This window comes from Streptomyces sp. NPDC048349, assembly GCF_040651925.1.
Classification (GTDB): domain Bacteria; phylum Actinomycetota; class Actinomycetes; order Streptomycetales; family Streptomycetaceae; genus Streptomyces.
In genome coordinates this window covers 56,298-73,807 of record NZ_JBEZLA010000016.1, presented here as the reverse complement: position 1 = coordinate 73,807, position 17,510 = coordinate 56,298, and the positions used below count along the sequence as shown (strand labels likewise).

At 72.8% G+C, this 17,510-nt stretch carries 11 protein-coding genes and 1 pseudogene; 5 read left to right on the top strand and 7 right to left on the bottom strand.

Annotation, left to right across the window (positions count from 1 at the left end):
- Positions 1–10: 10 nt before the first annotated feature.
- The gene (locus AB0D44_RS11915) at positions 11–1,441 is read right to left on the bottom strand and encodes an MFS transporter (protein ID WP_362588229.1); all 1,431 of its coding nucleotides are present in this window, start codon (positions 1,439–1,441) and stop codon (positions 11–13) included.
- 448 nt (positions 1,442–1,889) lie between these two features.
- Here AB0D44_RS11915 and AB0D44_RS11910 point away from each other — a divergent pair, with 448 nt between their 5' ends.
- Both AB0D44_RS11910 and AB0D44_RS11905 read left to right on the top strand, forming a co-directional pair.
- Complete coding sequence (locus tag AB0D44_RS11910) at positions 1,890–2,468, top strand: sigma-70 family RNA polymerase sigma factor (RefSeq protein WP_362588226.1); 579 nt, start codon at positions 1,890–1,892, stop codon at positions 2,466–2,468.
- A gap of 908 nt (positions 2,469–3,376) precedes the next feature.
- Positions 3,377–4,087, top strand: a pseudogene (locus tag AB0D44_RS11905) (IclR family transcriptional regulator C-terminal domain-containing protein); the annotation flags it as partial.
- A 95-nt stretch (positions 4,088–4,182) separates the two neighbouring features.
- On the opposite strand, the gene AB0D44_RS11900 reads toward AB0D44_RS11905, so the two are convergent.
- The gene (locus tag AB0D44_RS11900; protein ID WP_362588223.1) at positions 4,183–7,014 is read right to left on the bottom strand and encodes an exo-beta-D-glucosaminidase; all 2,832 of its coding nucleotides are present in this window, start codon (positions 7,012–7,014) and stop codon (positions 4,183–4,185) included.
- A gap of 277 nt (positions 7,015–7,291) precedes the next feature.
- Between AB0D44_RS11900 and AB0D44_RS11895 the strand changes: the two genes are divergently transcribed.
- Positions 7,292–8,941, top strand: a complete 1,650-nt coding sequence (locus AB0D44_RS11895; protein ID WP_362588220.1) for a cytochrome b N-terminal domain-containing protein — start codon at positions 7,292–7,294, stop codon at positions 8,939–8,941.
- Between the two features lie 17 nt (positions 8,942–8,958).
- Here the strand turns inward: AB0D44_RS11895 and AB0D44_RS11890 are convergent, their stop codons facing one another.
- Together AB0D44_RS11890 and ctaD are read right to left on the bottom strand one after the other, a co-directional pair.
- Positions 8,959–9,345: a cytochrome c oxidase subunit 4 gene (locus tag AB0D44_RS11890; RefSeq protein WP_362588217.1), complete on the bottom strand. Its 387-nt coding sequence runs from the start codon at positions 9,343–9,345 to the stop codon at positions 8,959–8,961.
- Positions 9,342–11,024, bottom strand: a complete 1,683-nt coding sequence (gene ctaD, locus AB0D44_RS11885; RefSeq protein WP_362588214.1) for a cytochrome c oxidase subunit I — start codon at positions 11,022–11,024, stop codon at positions 9,342–9,344. The genes AB0D44_RS11890 and ctaD overlap by 4 nt, the downstream gene beginning before the upstream one ends.
- A gap of 442 nt (positions 11,025–11,466) precedes the next feature.
- On the opposite strand from ctaD, the gene AB0D44_RS11880 reads away from it, so the two are divergent.
- Positions 11,467–12,675 carry a cytochrome P450 gene (locus AB0D44_RS11880; RefSeq protein ID WP_362588211.1) on the top strand — a complete coding sequence of 403 codons (1,209 nt, stop codon included), beginning with the start codon at positions 11,467–11,469 and terminating at the stop codon, positions 12,673–12,675.
- A 61-nt stretch (positions 12,676–12,736) separates the two neighbouring features.
- Here the strand turns inward: AB0D44_RS11880 and AB0D44_RS11875 are convergent, their stop codons facing one another.
- On the bottom strand, positions 12,737–15,013 hold the full coding sequence (locus AB0D44_RS11875; protein WP_362588208.1) for an FUSC family protein: 2,277 nt from the start codon (positions 15,011–15,013) through the stop codon (positions 12,737–12,739).
- Between the two features lie 217 nt (positions 15,014–15,230).
- On the opposite strand from AB0D44_RS11875, the gene AB0D44_RS11870 reads away from it, so the two are divergent.
- The gene (locus AB0D44_RS11870) at positions 15,231–15,704 is read left to right on the top strand and encodes a carboxymuconolactone decarboxylase family protein (protein ID WP_362588205.1); all 474 of its coding nucleotides are present in this window, start codon (positions 15,231–15,233) and stop codon (positions 15,702–15,704) included.
- 177 nt (positions 15,705–15,881) lie between these two features.
- Here the strand turns inward: AB0D44_RS11870 and AB0D44_RS11865 are convergent, their stop codons facing one another.
- On the bottom strand, positions 15,882–16,721 hold the full coding sequence (locus tag AB0D44_RS11865; RefSeq protein ID WP_362588202.1) for a dienelactone hydrolase family protein: 840 nt from the start codon (positions 16,719–16,721) through the stop codon (positions 15,882–15,884).
- 55 nt (positions 16,722–16,776) lie between these two features.
- Positions 16,777–17,484: a hypothetical protein gene (locus AB0D44_RS11860; RefSeq protein ID WP_362588199.1), complete on the bottom strand. Its 708-nt coding sequence runs from the start codon at positions 17,482–17,484 to the stop codon at positions 16,777–16,779.
- Between the last annotated feature and the right edge of the window lie 26 nt (positions 17,485–17,510).

Genomic DNA, 17,510 nt, shown 5'->3' with positions numbered 1-17,510 from the left:
TTGACCGGGGTCAGCAGCTTACGGGAGCCGCCGTGGGCCGGTCCGGCCCGCCGTCTCCGTCGCCGTCTCCGTCGCGTCCGGCCCCGGCCTCGGCGTCGGCCTGCGCCTCGGCACGGCTGAGCGCGGCGTTGCGGGTGTCGGGCATGAGCACGTAGGTCACCAGGGAGACCAGCGCGCACCCGGAGACGTACCAGAAGAACAGGGTTTCGTGACCGCTGCTCTTGAACCACAGCGCCACGTACTCCGCCGTGCCGCCGAACAGCGCGTTGGCGATCGCGTACGGCAGGGCCACCCCGAGGGCGCGCACCCGGGTCGGGAACAGCTCGGCCTTGACCGCCGCGTTGATCGAGGTGTAGCCGGTGACGATCACCAGGGCCAGCAACGACAGCCCGAGCGCGGACCAGTACGAGGAGGCCGACCCCAGGGCGGTCATGATCGGGTACGTGCCGACGGTGCAGCCCACCGCGAAGGTGATCAGCAGGGGGCGGCGCCCGATCCGGTCGGACAGCATCCCGGCGAAGGGCTGCAGTACGGCGAACAGGGTCAGGGCCGTGAAACTGACCAGCGTGGCGGTGGTCTTCTCCATGCCCGCGCTGCCGACGAGGTACTTGGTCAGGTACGTGGTGTAGGTGTAGTAGGCCACGGTGCCGCCCAGGGTGAGCGCCATGACCAGTCCGGCCTGCCGCCGGTGCTGCCACAGGACCTTCAGCGTGCCGCGCGCGCTGTCGTCCTGCGCGTCCCCGCCCGAGGTCTCCTCCTTGAACGCGTCGGTCTCCTGGAGCCGGCGCCGCAGCCAGAAGACGACCACCGCGAACAACGCCCCGAGGACGAAGGGGATCCGCCAGCCCCAGCTCTCCAACTGGGCCGTGGTGAGCGTGTGCTGCAGGGTGATCAGGATGCCCAGGCCGAGGAGCTGCCCGCAGGTCATCGACACGTACTGGAAGGACGAGCCCAGGCCGCGCCGGTTGCGGGCCGACGCCTCGGTGAGGTAGGTGGCGCTGGCCGCGTACTCGCCGCCGATGCTCATCCCCTGGAGCAGGCGCGCGAGCAGCAGTACCAGGGCGCCGAAGTAGCCGGCCTGGCCGTAGGTCGGGGCGACGGCGATCAGCAGGGCGGCCACCGACATCAGGGTGACGGTCAGGGTCAGCGCGCTCTTGCGCCCGTGCCGGTCGGCGGCGCGGCCGAGGATCCATCCGCCGACGGGCCGCATCAGGAAGCCGACCGCGAAGATGCCCGCCGTGTTCATCAGCTGGGTGGTCGGATTGTCGCCGGGGAAGAAGGAGTCGGCGAAGTAGATCGCGAAGCTGGCGTAGACGAACCAGTCGTACCACTCGACGAGATTGCCGAGCGACCCGCCGATCAGGGCCAGGCGGCGCTTCTTGCGCTCGTCCCCGGCGGGTGGCGGCGGCGTGGGCGTGACGGTGGACGGGGACGAGGACATGGCGGCTCCAGACGGAAGTCCCGGCGGGGACGGGGAAGATGCCCCGTGGCGGGGAAGTGCCCCGAGCATGCGGCGGCCGCCTCCTGCGGACAAGGTCCGCCACCCAGATCTAACGTCCCGCTAAGGAAGCCCGGGGGCGTGCGCGGGCGCCAAGGGGCGCGCGGGGGAGCGGATGCGCTATCTCCGGAAGATTCCCGGGGACCGGCTTGCACGATCGGGCGTGTTTTCCGATTCGGTGGTGATGAGGAGCGCTCGGTGCTCCGCGGCTGCCGGGTGCGGGGGCAGGCAGACGCGCAACACACGCCATGGGGAAGGTTCCGTACAGACGTGAACGTCGAGGTCGTTGCCCTCGTGCTGATAGCCGCTACCGCGGTCCGTGTTTTCGCTGTTGACGTGGTCAGGGTGTCGCCGCCCCGGTGGGCGGCTATGAGCAGCCGTGGGAGAGTGCATGAGTGAGGGCGAGTTCGACCCATCCGGAGACCAGGCGGTCTCCAGCGAGCTGGCTGGTGTCCTGCCCGTGGACTACACCGCCTTCCACTCCCAGCAGCATCGCGCCTATCTGCGCTACGCCCATCTGCAGCTGGGCTCCCGCAAGGACGCGGAGTACGTGGTGGACGACGTGTTCACCTTCCTCCTCAAGGTGTGGCCGCACGCCCTGAAGGAGGCGAGCCTGCACGGGTTCGCGTGGGCGGTGCTCCGCGAGCACGTCGAGCGCCGGCTCGCGGTCTCGGCCCGGTCGGTGGCGATGGTGGAGACCGCGTGGTTCGCCGCGCTGCGCCGCGCCTCCCGGGAGCGGATGGAGCTGCTGGAGTCGAAACTCGGCCTGTACGCGGCGATCGCGGACCTGTCCGAGCGGCAGTACGACGTGGTGCTGCTGGCCTTCCTGCTGGGCAACGACAACGACACGGTCGCCCGGATGATGGGCATTTCCTCCGCGACCGTGCGTTCGCACATCCGAGGGGCGCGCCGGAACCTGTCCCGGAAACTCGGGGTGGAGTGGGCCCCTGGAGAGGAGAAGGACCAGTGAGCGATGTGACTCGCGACCGCGACCCCGTGACCTGGGACGGGCTGGACGCGGCACTGCAGGACGCGGAGGTCCTGGTCGAGGAGTACGCCGGCTACGACGAGGGCGCGGCACGGCGCCGGATCGCCCGCAGGATCGTGGCCGACCGTGCCCGGGCCGCGATCGGCACGGAGAGCGGCGTCCTGCCCGCGCCGCGGTCGGCCGGCGCCGACGACCTCGTACTGGACGCCACCTGTCACGTGCGGGCCGCCAGGACGCTGGACGAGATCGCCTGGGTCCTGGCCGAGAGCCGGGCCTTCGCGGAGATCGCCCTGGGCGCCGGCTCGTGGCCCCACGGACCGGACTCGGCCCTGCTGTTCGGCTGCCTCCTGCACCTGAACGACGGGGAGGGCGCGCAGTTCTGGTTCCAGTACGCGGCCGGCGCCGGCTCGCGGACCGCAGCCCGGTGCCTCTACCTCCACCACCTCGCCCGGGCCGAGGTCAGGACCGCCCGCCACTGGAAGCGCCAGGCCCAGGCCCTTCCGCCGGAGGAGCACCTGCCGTCCCTGCCGGAGATCCCGGAGACCCTCGAGGAGGCCCTGCGCGCCTCGATCATCTGGACCTCCCCGCCCATCACCACCCAGGACCTCACCGCCCCCACGGCCGGAGGCCGTTTCGTGCGTCCCCCGTACCGGCTGCCCCCGCGGCTGAGGCGGGCCGTCACGGCACGTGTCTGGTCCGAGGACCCGGACCTGGGCGAGGTCCCGCTCCCCGGCCCGCAGGTGGCCGCCGCCGTCGCCCAGCACGCCCGCCTCAACCCCCTGTACCTGACCGACGAGGCCGCGCAGGCCTGGGCCCTCGACGTACTCAAGGAGCCCCAGCCGGCCCGGGCCGCGCGCAGCTCACCCGGACGGCGCCCCGCGCCGGCGGCGATGGAATCCGTCCACCGTGCCCTGCGCGTCCTGGAGGTCATCAACCGCTACGCGGGCGGCGTGAGCCTGACGCAGATCGCGCGCGAGACGGAGCTGCCCCAACTGGCCCTGGCCCGGGCCGTGGAGCAACTGGTGCGCGCGGGGCTGGTCACCGCCGTGGGCCCCGACGCCTACATCGCCGGCAGCGCCCTGCGGCTCACCCAGGGCGAGGACGGCCGGGCGCACCTGCAGGAGACGCTCGCCTGGGTGAGGGACGCGGTCGGAGCCGCCGTCTACGTCGCCCGCTACACCGACGGGGAGGTCTCCATCACCCAGTACGCGGACGGGCCCGCCACCCCGCTCGTCGAGGAGTACGTCGACTTCCGGGCCGCCGCCCATGCCTCCGCCGTCGGCAAGGCCCTGCTCACCCAGCTCGACGACGACCAGCGAAAGGACCACCTCTCCCGTCACCGGCTCACCCGTTTCACCGCCCACACCCTCAGCACCCCGCAGGCCCTCTTCCACCAGCTCGACAGCCGTCGGCCCAGCGCCCCCCTGCTCGACCTCCAGGAGTACGCGCTGGGCACGGTCTGCGCCGCCGTGCCGATCACGGCGGGGCCGAACGCGGAGTGCGTGGCCCTGTCCATTCCGGCCACCGACCCCCGGCGCCTGCAACAGGCCGCCCGGATCCTGCAGAGCGAAGCCGCCGCCGTCCTCATCGCGCTGATCGTGGCGGGCAGCACGCGGACGGCCGCGCGGGAGAGCGCGGAGCGGGAGGGCGGGACCGGCCCCGCGGGCCAGGGCAGCAGCCTCCTGTCCCCGATCGCCTAGGCGCCAGGCCCGGGCTGCGGACGGGCCCGCCGCACCTCACGCGCGGCGGGCCCGTCCGCCGTGCGCGGGCCCTGTCCGCCGTCGGCGGGGAGCGTGACCGTGGGCGTGTTCCAGCCGGAGATCCGCAGTTGCGGCGCCGAGCCGCGCAGGTCCGCCGTCCGGTAGGTCGCGGTCAGCGTCGCCGACTCGCCCGGCCAGAGGCTGACCTGGTTGTCGCTCCACCGGACGGGCAGGACGGGCGCGCCCCGAGCCGACACGAGGTGGACGTCGGTGAGCAGGGCCGGGGTCTTCCCGGAGCCCGTGTTGCGCACCGTCACCGTCGTCGTGGAGGTTCCCGCCCCGTCCGCCGTCGTCCGGGCCGTCGCGGTGACCGGCGCCCGCGGCATCGAGTTCAGCCCCGTGAGGTCGGCGTACGCGGTGGTGGGCGTGTGGTACCAGCTGCTCTCCGCGTAGTCGAGCACGTCCGCGGTGGTGGAGAGCCAGTAGACGTTGCGGCTCACCTCCCGCCCCTCGGCGTCGGCGAGCAGCAGCCGGGCCAGATAGGTGCCGGACGGGCCCGGCACCGACGCGGGGACGGTCAGTGCGGTGCTGCTCGCGCCGCCGCCCGCGACGCTCACGCCGGTCACGGTCCGGTCGTAGCGCTGCGTGCCGTCGGTGCCGAACAGGGTGACCCGCGCGGTCAGTCCGGCGGCTGCCGCGGCCCGGTGGTTCACCACGCTCACCGCCCGGTTGTCGTAGCCGTACTGGATGTGCAGCGGCTCGTTCGCCTTCTTCGCCCCGAAGTAGGCGCCGCCCTGGTCGAGGTACCGGTCCACCAGCTGCCAGTGCAGCGAGGTCCAGCCGCTGTTGAACATCCAGTAGATGACGCCGGTCGACGGCCGTGAGGCGTCCTTGGCGTTGCGCGCGTACGCCTCGAACTGTGCGCGCACGTTCTCGTACTGGGCGAGCTGCGCCTTGCGCACGTAGTCCTCGAGGCCGGTCGGCGGGCCGTAGCGGGCGGCCAGCGCGGCGTTGTAGAGCGTGAGCGTCGCGAAGGTGGGAGAAGGGGAGCGGTGGTACTGGGGCGCGGACGGCTCCTTCCAGAGGGTGTCCAGCTCGGTCGGCGACATCATGCGGCGCAGCGTGTCGAGGGTGGGGACGTCCGGGCCCGCGCTCGTTTCGGAGTTGAAGCCGGCCGCGCCGCCCTCCCGCTTGTCGTACCAGTAGCCGGGCGGCACCCAGTCGTAGGGGCCGGTCATCTTCATGCCGGAGCGTCCGGTGAGCGGTGCGGAGGCGTCGGCGGCCGCGGGGACCACCGGGGTCGTCCAGTCGGCGGACTTCAGCGCGTCGACGTACATCTCCTCGATCTCCTCGTTCGGTGCGAAGTCGCTGCCGATGAGGAAGGAGATCACGCTCGGATGGTGGCGGAGCCGGGCCGCTTCGGCGGCCATCGAGGCCTTGGCGACGGCGTAGTCGGGCGTGTCCCATCTCTCCCCGGCCTCGGTGCCGTTGACCTCTCCCTCCCATTTGTCGCAGCACTCCCAGCCCGGCAGCGTGAGGATGCCGTACCGGTCGGCGAGGTCGAAGAACTCGTCGGGCTCGATGTGCCCTTCCAGGCGCAGGGTGTTCAGACCCAGGTCGAGGGCGTACCTGAGACGGTCCTCGGCGTAGACCGGCTCCCAGCGCAGGAACTCGTCCGGGGACCAGCCACCGCCCTTGATGAGCAGCGGGCGGCCGTTGATCCGGTACTGCCGGGCGCCGTCGGCGTTCAGCGGGGCCTGCACGTCGCGGACGGCGAAGGAACCGCGGGCTGTGTCGGAGGCGGCGCCGTTCACCGCTGCGGTCAGCTCGAACCCGTACATCGGCTGCTCGCCCATCGAGGCCGGCCACCACACGCGGGGCGTATTCAGCACCAGCGCGGGGTGGTCGGCGGGGGAGAAGACGATGCTCCTGGTCTCGTGGGGTGCCAGCGTCAGGGTGCGGCTGACGGTGGCGGGGCCCGCGGTGCCGGACACCGTCGTGGTGACGGGGTCCGGTGAGTCGTTGCGCACCCGGGCCTTGACGGTCAGCTCGGCCGAGGACATCGACGGCATGGCAAGGGTGCTCACGACGTGCGCGTCGCGCAGGGCGACCGGACCGCCGCGGCGCACCGTGACGTCGCGGACGATCCCCATGTTCTCGTCGGGCGGCGGCTGCAGCCAGTCGAGCCAGCCCATGGTGAGCCGCTTGCGCGGGTTGTTGGGCTGGATCCGGAAGGCGACCGTGTTGGCACCCGCCCTGATGAGGTCGGTGACGTCGAGCTCGTGCCGGGTGTAGGCGCCGGCAACCGTGCTCGCGTCGGCGACCCGGCGGCCGTTGACGAAGACGTCGGCGGCGGAGACCACCCCGCTGAAGTCCAGGTACGTGCGGGCGGTCGGGTCGGTGACCGTGAGATCGGAGCGGTACCACCAGGGCACGGTGAAGTCCGCAGCCGGGATCTGCTTCTGCTGTGTGGAGTAGAAGGGGTCCGGGTGCACCCCGGCGGCGAGCAGCGCCGCGAGGACCGTGGAGCGCGGCCCGACGGAGTACCAGCCGGCTGCCGGATAGCCGGGGCTGGACACGGTGGCCGCCGGGTCCGTCACCTTGGCCGTCGACTGGATCGCGTACCCGGACAGGACCGTCGCACTGCCCGGCGCGGCCGAGACCGTGGTGGAGGGGGTGGTCCGGGTGGCCGTGCTGCCGCCGGCCGGCGTGGTGGCCGCGGGGGTTTCGGGGGCCGCCCGGGTGGCTCCGGCGGTGAGGCCGAGGACCAGGCCTGCGGCGGCGAGGGCGGCGACTGCGCCGCGTACGGGAGCGGGGCAGCGGAACACGGGACCTCCCGTGGGGACGGGGTCGGGATCCCGCGCGGGAATGCGGATGGATCCGGACAGAACGGACCAGAGTCTGCCACGGCAGGGGCCGCACCCGACGGCGACAGGCCCACCCCGCCGCGGCGGCCGGGCCCCCCGCCGCAACGGGTGCGCCATGGGAGGCGCATTCCGCCGCAGGGCTGCGTGCCTTCCGGCCGGCGGGCCGCCGAAGAGCCATGCTCGACGGCACGGGCCGGGACTTCGGCGACCTCCGGCGGGAAGGCGTGGATCGGTGCAGGTGGGCAAGAGGAGGGCGCGCGAGGCCGGCCGGGCCGGGCGCGCGGCGGTACGGTCCGCCGTCGCGCTCGACGCCCGGCTGCCCTTGGGCGAGGTGGCCAAGGGCGCCGTCCGGAAGGCCTTTCCGGACCACTGGTCCTTCCTGCTGGGAGAGATCGCGCTCTACAGCCTCCTCGTGCTCCTGCTCACCGGCACCTACCTGGCGTTCTTCTTCCAGCCGTCGATGGACGAGGTCGTCTACACCGGCTCGTACGGCCCGCTGCGCGGACTGCGCGTCTCGGAGGCGTACGCCTCCACCCTGCGCATCAGCTTCGAGGTGCGCGGCGGCCTGCTGATCCGCCAGATGCACCACTGGGCGGCGCTCGTGTTCCTCGCCGCCATCGCCGTCCACCTGCTGCGCGTCTTCTTCACCGGGGCCTTCCGCAAGCCGCGGGAACTCAACTGGGTGGTCGGCGTCACGATGTTCGTGCTGGCCCTGGTCGAAGGCTTCGCCGGCTATTCGCTCCCCGACGACCTGCTCTCCGGCACCGGCCTGCGCACGGCCCAGGGCATCATGCTGTCCGTGCCCGTCGTCGGCACGTACGTGAGCTTCTTCGTCTTCGGCGGTGAGTACCCCGGCGAGGACATCGTCTCCCGGCTCTACCCCGTGCACATCCTCCTCGTCCCGGGGCTCCTCCTCGCCCTGGTGTCGCTCCACCTCCTGCTGGTCGTGCACCTGAAGCACACCCAGTGGCCCGGGCCCGGAAGGACCGGCCGCAATGCGATCGGCAAGCCCTTCTTCCCCCAGTACGCGGCGAAGTCGGCAGGCTTCTTCTTCCTGGTCGCGGGCGTTCTCGCGGCGCTCTCGGCGCTGGCGCAGATCAATCCGGTCTGGGCCTACGGGCCCTACTTGCCGGACCAGGTTTCCACGGGCGCCCAGCCCGACTGGTACGTCGGCTTCCTGGAAGGCGCGCTGAGGCTGATGCCCGCGGTGGAGACCAGGCTGTGGGGCCACACCCTGTCGTGGAACCCGTTCGTGTCCGGCGTCGTACTCCCCGGCGTCCTGTTCACCGGTCTGTACGCCTATCCCTTCTTCGAGCGCTGGATCAGCCCCGACCGGGGCGAACAGCACCTGTGTGACCGGCCCCGCCATCGGCCGGCCCGCACGGCCCTGGCGGTGTCGGTGCTCTGCGCGTACACGGTGCTGCTGCTCGCCGGGGCGCAGGACCTCATCGCGTTCGTCTTCGACCTCCCCCTGCCGGGGCTGACGTGGGCCCTGCGCTGCGCGCTGTTCCTCGTCCCGCCCGCGGCCTTCTGGCTCACGCGGCGGATCTGTCTGGCCCTGCAGCGCGCCGACATCGACGCCCTCACGCACGGGGAGGAGACGGACGAGGTGCGCCAGGCGGTCGAGGGCGGCTACCACCCGTCCCACCGGCCCCTGAGCGCGGCGCAGCGGTATCCGCTGCTGGTGTACCCCGTCGCCGCCCCCGTCCGCCCGGCCGGGCAGGATGGGGGCGGACGGATCCGCCGCCTCCTGGAGCGGCTGCGCTCGGCCGTGAGCCGCTGGTACTACAAGGACGTGCTGGCGCCGCCGCTGTCCCGGCAGGACCGGCGCACGGTCGACGCGATCCTCGCGGGCCCCGACGCACGGGACGCCCCCTCCGGGGACTGACCCGCGCCCCGTGTCACCTAGCGGTCGTCACCGGGCCGGAACACGAACCCGAAGACGCCCGGGACGAGGACGCCGAACCCGATGAGGGCCAGCCACAGCCCCTGTACGACGCCCAGGCCCACCAGCGCCGTCCCCACGGCCGAGACGGCGGGTGCGTAGCTCCGGGCCGGGAAGGAGAACCTCCGCTCCGCCGCCTCCCGGACCTGCGCGTCCCGGCGGTCCTCGGGCCGGTAGCCGTCGCGGCGGAACTGCCACCCCAGGAAGGCGGCGATGAGCGCGGACATCAGGAACGACACGGCGAGGGCGGCGGCCCCGGCCGGATCGTCCGAGAACCCCACGTACACGCCGCCCGTCACCGCGAAGAAGACGGCTACCCCGCAGAAGAGCCATGCCTCCGCCTTCATACCGCCTTCACCTCCGGGTGGTGCAGGTCGAACGCCGGCGAGTCGGACCGGATGCGCGGCAGGGCGACGAAGTTGTGCCGCGGAGGCGGGCAGCTCGTGGCCCATTCGAGTGAACGGCCCCAGCCCCAGGGGTCGTCGACGTCCACCCGTTGCCCGTGCCGGGCGGTCCGGGCCACGTTGTAGAGGAACGGCAGCGTGGACAGGCCCAGGAGGAAGGAGCCGATCGTGGACAGCGAGTTGAGCAGGGTGAACCCGTCCGCGTCCAGGTAGTCGGCGTACCGGCGCGGCATGCCCTGTTCACCGAGCCAGTGGTGGACCAGGAAGGTGAGCTGGAACCCTGTGAACAGCAGCCAGAAGTGCATCTTCCCCAGGCGTTCGTCGAGCAGCTTGCCGGTGAGCTTCGGCCACCAGAAGTAGAACCCGGCGAAGGTGGCGAAGACGATCGTGCCGAACAGCACGTAGTGCAGGTGCGCCACGATGAAATAGCTGTCGGTGAGGTGGAAGTCCATCGGGGGAGAGGCGATCAGCACGCCCGTGAGACCCCCCAGGAGGAAGGTGACGAGGAAGCCGACGCACCACAGCATCGGGGTCTCGAAGGACACCGAGCCGTTCCACATCGTCCCGATCCAGTTGAAGAACTTCACCCCCGTCGGGACGGCGATCAGAAAGGACAGCAGGGAGAAGAAGGGCAGCAGGACCGCCCCGGTGGCGAACATGTGGTGGGCCCAGACGGTGGCGGACAGCCCGGTGATGGCGATCGTCGCGCCGACCAGGGCCGCGTAGCCGAAGACGGGCTTGCGGCTGAACACCGGCAGGATCTCGCTGACGACCCCGAAGAAGGGCAGCGCCACGATGTACACCTCGGGGTGGCCGAAGAACCAGAACAGGTGCTGCCACAGCAGCGTCCCGCCGTTCGCCGCGTCGAAGATGTGGGACCCGAACTTCCGGTCGGCCTCCAGCGCGAGCAGCGCCGCGGCGAGGACGGGGAACGCCAACAGGGCCAGGATCGAGGTGAACAGCACGTTCCAGGTGAAGATCGGCATCCTGAAGAGGGTCATGCCGGGCGCACGCAGGCAGACGATGGTGGTGATGAAGTTGACCGAGCCCAGGATCGTGCTCAGACCCGACACGACCAGGCCCATCACCCACAGGTCCGCGCCCACCCCCGGGGTGTAGACGGCACCGTTGAGCGGGGCGTAGGCGAACCAGCCGAACGAGGCCGAGCCGTTCGCCGTCAGGAACCCGCTGACCACCATCAGCCCGCCGAACAGGTACACCCAGTAGGTGAAGGCGTTGAGCCGGGGGAAGGCCACGTCCGGGGCGCCGATCTGGAGCGGCATCACCGCGTTGGCGAAGCCGGTGAAGGTCGGGGTCGCGAAGAGCAGCATCATGATCGTGCCGTGCACGGTGAACAGCTGGTTGTACTGCTCGGCCGAGACGATCTGCAGACCGGGCCGGGCGAGCTCGGCCCGCATGACCAGGGCCAGCACTCCGGCGAACAGGAAGAACGCGAACGCGGTGACCAGGTACATGTTGCCGATCACCTTGTGGTCGGTGGTCGACAGCAACCGCAGGACGGTGTTCCCGGACGCCACGCGGCGCTCGGTTCCCGCGGGCGTGGGCGCATCCGCGTCCGCATCCTTCAGCGCCCGTTCCGGCGTGCTGTCGACCGAGGCCATGGGGACTCCAGGGGTGCGTGCGGGGCGGTAATGCCCCGCCGGTCAACCCTGGCAGCCGTGCACGGCCCCGCCCGGTAGCCGAACGGCGCGCCGTCGGCGGTTAGCCGGATCGGGCCTGCGCAGAGAGGGCCGTGCCCGCGTGGGGCTTCTGCCGGCGCCGCGCCCCCGGGGGTCCCGCGACGCCGGCCGCTGCGCCCTCCGGGGCGCCATGAGGTCCACTCGTGTGCGACTCGAGAAAACCGTCCGCCGGATCCGGCCCGCCGCGATGAAGGACTTCGACCCCTCCCCCTGGCATGCCTGCATGCTGACGATGTGTGACATGCCACGGCCACCCCGCCTCGTGGAGTGACCTGCCGAACCACGCGGAGGAGGCGGCCATTACGGTGGCGGGTACACACAACGCGCATGAGTGCGCGCCGCATTCGATCCAGGGGGAATTGGAATGGTGCTTCGACCCGCCACCGTCGATCTGCTGGAGCTCAGCCCGGACTTCACGCGCGACCCCTACCCGGTCTACGCGGCGCTGCGGGAGAAGGGGCCCGTGCACCACGTGCGGACCCCCGACGACGAGGAGATGTGGCTGGTCGTCGGACACGAAGCCTGCCGCGCGGCCTTCACCGATCCGCGGCTGAGCAGGGATTGGCGCGCCTCCGGCGACATGGGCCAGATCATCAACGCCGAGCAGGACCACCCGGCACTCGCCCACATGCTGATGTCCGACCCGCCGGACCACACCCGACTGCGCCGCCTGGTCGCACGCGAGTTCACCCCGCGCCGGATCGAGGCCCTGGCACCGCGCATCCAGCAGGTGACCGACGAACTGCTGGACGCCATGGAGGCGAACCGGGAGCGGCGGGGCGACCTCGTCAACTCCTTCGCCTTCCCGCTCCCGATGACCGTCATCTGCGAGCTGCTCGGCGTGCCCGAGCTGGACCGCGAGGCGTTCCGCAAGTGGTCCGGCGAGATGGTGGCCCGTACCAGTCCGGAGGCCGAGGCCGTCGCGTACGCGGAGATGCCCCGGTACCTGGTGGGGCTCATCGAGGCCAAGCGCGCCGCCCCCGGGGACGACCTCCTCAGCGCGATGATCCACGCCGTCGACGAGGGCGGGGACCGGCTCTCGCCGAACGAACTGATCGGCATGAGCGTTCTGTTGCTGATCGCGGGACACGAGACCACGGTCAACATGATCGGCAACGGGATGCGCGCCCTGTTCGCCCATCCCGACCAGCTCGCCGACCTGCGCGCGGACCTCGGTCTCCTCGACGGAGCGATCGAGGAGATGCTGCGCTACGACGGGCCGGTGGAGACCGCCACCGAGCGACTCGCCCTGGAGGACGTGGAGATGGGCGGGGTGGTGATCCCGGCCGGCTCGGCCGTCCTGATCGCGATGGCCGACGCGGACCGCGACCCGGCGCGCTTCGAGGACCCCAACCGCTTCGACATCCGACGGGACGCCCGCGGCCACATCGCCTTCGGGCACGGTCTGCACTACTGCCTGGGCGCGCCGCTGGCCCGGATGGAGGGCCGCATCGCGCTCCGCTCGCTGCTGGAGCGCTTCCCGGACCTCGCCAGTGACGCCGACGAGTCGACGCTGGCCTGGGTGCCCGGCATGCTGATCCGGGGCGTACGGGAACTGCCCGTGCGCTGGTGACCCGACGCGCGGCGGGGTCACCCTCTCCCCGGGGGTCGCCCCTCCCCCTCAGAGGTCACCCTCACCCCCCGAGGTTGCCCTTCCCCTCAGAGGTCGCCCCTCCCCTCAGAGGTCGCCTTCCCCGCCGGAGGGCGGCCGGGGGTCCGCCCGGACCCGTCTGCCCGTCCCCGGACTGGCCGGTGATGCGCTCCAGGTCCGCCATGAGCGAGTCCAGCCACTCGGCGGCCGCGTAGTACGAGGGCGGCGCGCCCGGCGGCTCCGCCGCGAACCCGTCGAACTCCGGATCCCGCAGCGGCACGGGCCCCTCGGGGGTGTCGCCGCTCGGGTCCAGCCGCGCCGACACCAGCAGCATCCGCCCCGCCACCCGGTCCCCGAGCCGGGTCAGCGCCACCGCCGGCTCCCGCCCCAGCGGAGGTGCGTCGACCCGCTCGGGCGGGGCCAGCAGCCGCTCCGATCCCCACAGCGTGTGGTGGCCGGTCATCAGCGTCGCCTGCCAGTCCTGCCCGTGCTGCCGCTCCTGCCGGTCCTGCGCGTGCTGCCGGTCCTGCCGGTCCTGTCCGGCGGACGTTACGGCCGGCTCCTTCGGCTCGCTCTGGAACTGCGCGTACGCCGACTCCGCCATGATCAGCGCGTGCTGCAGCGAGCGGTGCCCCGGGGCGGCCGTCACGGGCTTGCGCACGCCGCCCGCCGCGAGCTCGGCGGTCGTCGCCACCACGGTCTCCGCCGCGCCCCGCAGCAGCACCGCCACCGACCGCCGCAGCTCATCCTGCGCTCCCCGGGGCCAGGCGAGCAGCCCGAACACGGCGCCGATCGCGCTGCCGGTCAGCACGTCCAGCAGCCGGAGCTCCGCCAGTTGCCAGGTGGCGGGTGCCAGCTGCGCGAACACCAGGGCGACCACCAGCGTGAACATCGCCTGGGCCCAGCCCACCCCCTTGACCGGCCCCACCGTGAAGGCAACCAGCATCAGCGGCGGCAGCGCCGCCGCGTACACCGCGATGTCGGTCCCCGCCAGGGTCAGCAGGCCGGCCACGACGAGTGCTCCGATCAGGGTCCCGGTGAGCGCCACCCGGACGGTCGTGCGGGTCTCCCGCACGGTCGTCCGGGTCAGGGTCAAGGTGGCCAGCAGCACCCAGAACCCGTGCGGCAGCGTGTCCACCCCCGCGATCACCCGGGCCGCCGCCAGCGCCAGACCGATCCGCACCGCGTTCTGGAAGAACACCGAGCGCCCGCCGGCGTGCCCCTCCAGCCGGCGCCACCACAGCCGGGGTGCGGGCATCCTGGCGTACCAGAACCGGCCCGGCGCCGCCCGCTCCGCGCCCGCCCGGCCCCGTACCGCGATCCCGGCGGCCGTCGACATCGCCAGCGCGGCGTCCGCCGCCTCCAGCACCGCCACGTGCCGGCGCAGCGCCGCCGGGGAGGCGTCGGCGGCCGGGCCCTCCGCCAGGGCCGCACGGGCCCGCAGCAGCTCCGCGTGCGCGTCCCCCGCGGGCACCCGGCCGCGCAGGCGGCCGGCCGTCTCCTCCGCCACGTCCCGTACCGCGCGCAGCACGTCCAGGGCGACCCGGCCCCCGGCGGGCTCGCCGGGGGCCGGCGGCAGCAGTGACAGCCTGCTCAGCAGGGTGCGGGCGGCCAGTCCGGTGTGGGCCAGGGCCCGGTCCCGTACGCTCGCCCCGGCCGGCCGCTCGGCCTCGGGCACGCGCGAGGACCGCAGCCCGGTACCGGCCTCGCGGGCGGCGTGCACCAGCGCGTCGGACAGCGTGCAGGGCCCCCGGGTCAGCTCGTCGGCGCAGCGGCGCGCGCTGTCGGCGGCCCGCGCGGCCAACTCACGGTACGGGACGGTCGGCGGATCGGGCAGGACGAACGCCTCCGCGAGGACGAGCAGGACGAGGCCGGTCGTCGCGCCCGCCAGCCGGTCGCCCAGCGAACCGGGGTCGTAGGGCGGGAACGACGGCAGGATGTACATCAGCTGGAGCCCCGGCGAGGCCCCGGCCGGGCGCGGCCCGCCCACGGCGGCGAAGGCCAGGGCGAACCCCACCACCAGCATCCCGAGGGCAGCGCTCCAGGTCCGCACGGACAGGTAGGTGCCGACCGTGATCAGCACCCAGGCGGCGGGCAGCAGCCGCAGCAGTACGGCGGCGCGCTGCCGGCCGGTCCCGGGGATGCGCGACAGCCCCGCCATCGCCACGGCGGCGAACAGCGCGTAGGTCGCGGCGGTGGCCGAGCCGAAGCCGTACAGGAACAGGTAGAAACCGGCACTGCTGGCCAGCGTGACCCGCACCGACCGCCGGGCCGCCGGCCGGTAGGCGGCGGGCAGCCGCACCCTGGGAACGCCAGCCATGCACCCAGCATCCCCCGGCCCCGGCCGCCCGGCACGCGGCGCCGGTCCGCGCGGGCATTTCGGGGCTCGACGCCGGGGCGTGCCTCGTCCCTGATCCGGGGGGGGGCGCCCCGTAGGAGACGGGCCAGAGAGACGCAGGTCACATGCGCTGCTGTCACATCCGGCCGGTCCGCGCTGTCTGAAGGGTGTCACCAACGAAACGGCACAGGAGGCCACCATGAGCGCCCGTTTGAACGTCTTCGGCAGCCCGACCGCAGGCACGCTCCTCAAGCACCTCGTATCGGCGGGCCGGGTGGTCGAGGATTCGCCGCTGCCCGCCGCGACCCAGGAGCTGGTGAAGATCCGCGCGAGCCAGATCAACGGGTGCGGCTTCTGCACGGACATGCACGTCAAGGAGGCCGTGGTGGCCGGGGAGACGCCGACGCGGCTCCACCTGGTCGCGGTGTGGCGGGAGGCCACGGTCTTCACCGAGGCCGAGCGCGCCGCGCTCGAGCTGGCGGAGCAGGGCACCCGCATCGCGGACGCGGCCGGCGGGGTCACGGACGAGGTCTGGGAGAACGCGGCCAAGCACTATGACGAGGAGCAACTCACGGCACTGGTGGCCCTGATCGCCCTCATCAACGCCTTCAACCGGCTGAACGTCATGGTGCGGCAGCCCGCAGGCGACTACCAGCCCGGCCAGTTCGGATAGTCGCCGCAGGACCGCCCAGGCGGGGTCATGACACCCGTCATGACCCCGGGTGTGCAGGCGGCCGGGCCCGCGGCGAGGTCGGCCGCGGCGGCCGCACCCGGGGAAGCGCGCCGGTCCGGGTCACCCCGAAGTAGCCCCGGCCCGGGCCGTCGAGGCCCCGCCCCGCCCCGGGCCGCCTCAGGCGGTGGCCCGGGGCTGTTCGCCGAGCAGCCGGGTGCGGAACAGGTCGAGGACCGTGTCCAGCGCCTGCCGGGTGGGCTGGCCGGGCTCGTCGACGAGGTGCTCGGTCAGGACGGAGTGCGGTGCGAAGACGCCCTCGGGGTTCGCGGCGCTGTCGTCGAGCTCCACGGCGACGAAGGCGTCGCCGAGCTCGCGCCGCAGGTGCGCGAACCGCTCCCCGGGCGCCAGCCGGTCCCCCCGGAACCGCAGCCCCAGGACCTGGAGCCCCTCGCGCTCGCAGCGCGCGCGGACCACCGCCAGGTCCCCGGGGCTGATGTCGACGGCGCGGGCCCGGCCCGGGGTGCACGCCAGCGGCAGCGACGGCTGGGCCAGGACCGGGGCGAGCAGCCGCTCGTCCGTGGCCATGGCCAGGGCGAACCCGCCGGTCAGGCACATGCCGACGGCGCCGACTCCGGGGCCGCCGCAGCGTTCGTGTTCCGCGGCGGCCAGCGCGCGCAGCCACTGCACGACCCGTGAACTGCGCCCGGTGGCCAGCACGGTGAACTCCCGGCTCACGCAGACCCGCCACAGGGACGAGGCCAGGTAGCGCCCGGTGCTCGGCCAGCCGCGGGCGGCCGGGTTCGCGTCACGGCCGGGCGTGCCGAAGAGCACCGGCAGGACGGCCGTACAGCCGGACGCCGCCACGCGTTCGGCGAACTCGATGACCTTCGGGGTGATGCCGGGGATCTCCGCCATGATGATCACCGCCGGGCCCGTACCGCGGCGCAGTATGCGGCGGGAGGCGCCCCCGTGGGTGAACGTGCTCTCGGTGAAGCCGGTCAGGTCGTGGTCCGCCATGGGTTCCCTTCCTCCCTCAACTCGCGTGCTGCATAGGGACGTTATACCGATGGGGTCAGGAGATTCCGTACCACTGGCTGGCCCAGCCGGTGTGGATGGTGCTGGTGGACTGCTCGGCGAGGTTCACGCTGGCCGGCAGTGAGGTCTGGCCCGTCAGGACGGTGCTGTAGCGCAGCTTCGGCGGCGCCAGACCGGCGTTGACGGAGATTCCGGCCCCGGTGGACTTCAGGGTGAGGGCGTTGGTGGCCCAGGTGCCGTTGAGCAGGAGGGCGATGAAGTACGTGCCGGGCGGGGCGGTGAACGGCTTGGCGAGGGCGAACGGTTTGGCGATCGGGGCGGTCATCAGCTGGGGCGAGATGTCCGGGGTGGCCGCGAGCAGGGTGCCGTTGGCGTCGTACACACCGAGGTGGCAGTTGGCGAGCTGGGCATTCGGGTCCAGACCGGCGAGTCCCAGCCAGATGTTCGACCAGGTGATCTCCTCGCGCAGCACGATCCGCACCAGGGTGACCCGGCCCCCGACTCCCGCGGCCGTCTGCGCCGTGACGTGTCCGGCGTCATTGGGGTCGCCGGTCCACGCCAGCAGGTTCTGGTCCTGCGGCCGGGGCCCCTCGTACCCGGACCCACCGCCCGGCGCGGGCACGGAAGGACCGGAGCTCACCGCCCCGCGCGGGCTTCCGCCCGGTGCGGTGCAGCCGGCCAGGACGAGCAGCGCGGCGAGCGCGGCGACGAGGCCGGTCGTGGCGGTGGTGGTACGGGTGCGCATGGTCCCCCCATGAGACGCGGGTGTAT

Bases quoted from the DNA above. Each gene is read 5' to 3' on its own strand.
- AB0D44_RS11915 (WP_362588229.1), bottom strand. From the start codon at position 1,441: ATGTCCTCGTCCCCGTCCACCGTCACGCCCACGCCGCCGCCACCCGCC.
- AB0D44_RS11910 (WP_362588226.1), top strand. From the start codon at position 1,890: ATGAGTGAGGGCGAGTTCGACCCATCCGGAGACCAGGCGGTCTCCAGC.
- AB0D44_RS11890 (WP_362588217.1), bottom strand. From the start codon at position 9,345: ATGAAGGCGGAGGCATGGCTCTTCTGCGGGGTAGCCGTCTTCTTCGCG.
- ctaD (WP_362588214.1), bottom strand. From the start codon at position 11,024: ATGGCCTCGGTCGACAGCACGCCGGAACGGGCGCTGAAGGATGCGGAC.
- AB0D44_RS11880 (WP_362588211.1), top strand. From the start codon at position 11,467: ATGGTGCTTCGACCCGCCACCGTCGATCTGCTGGAGCTCAGCCCGGAC.
- AB0D44_RS11875 (WP_362588208.1), bottom strand. From the start codon at position 15,013: ATGGCTGGCGTTCCCAGGGTGCGGCTGCCCGCCGCCTACCGGCCGGCG.
- AB0D44_RS11870 (WP_362588205.1), top strand. From the start codon at position 15,231: ATGAGCGCCCGTTTGAACGTCTTCGGCAGCCCGACCGCAGGCACGCTC.
- AB0D44_RS11865 (WP_362588202.1), bottom strand. From the start codon at position 16,721: ATGGCGGACCACGACCTGACCGGCTTCACCGAGAGCACGTTCACCCAC.
- AB0D44_RS11860 (WP_362588199.1), bottom strand. From the start codon at position 17,484: ATGCGCACCCGTACCACCACCGCCACGACCGGCCTCGTCGCCGCGCTC.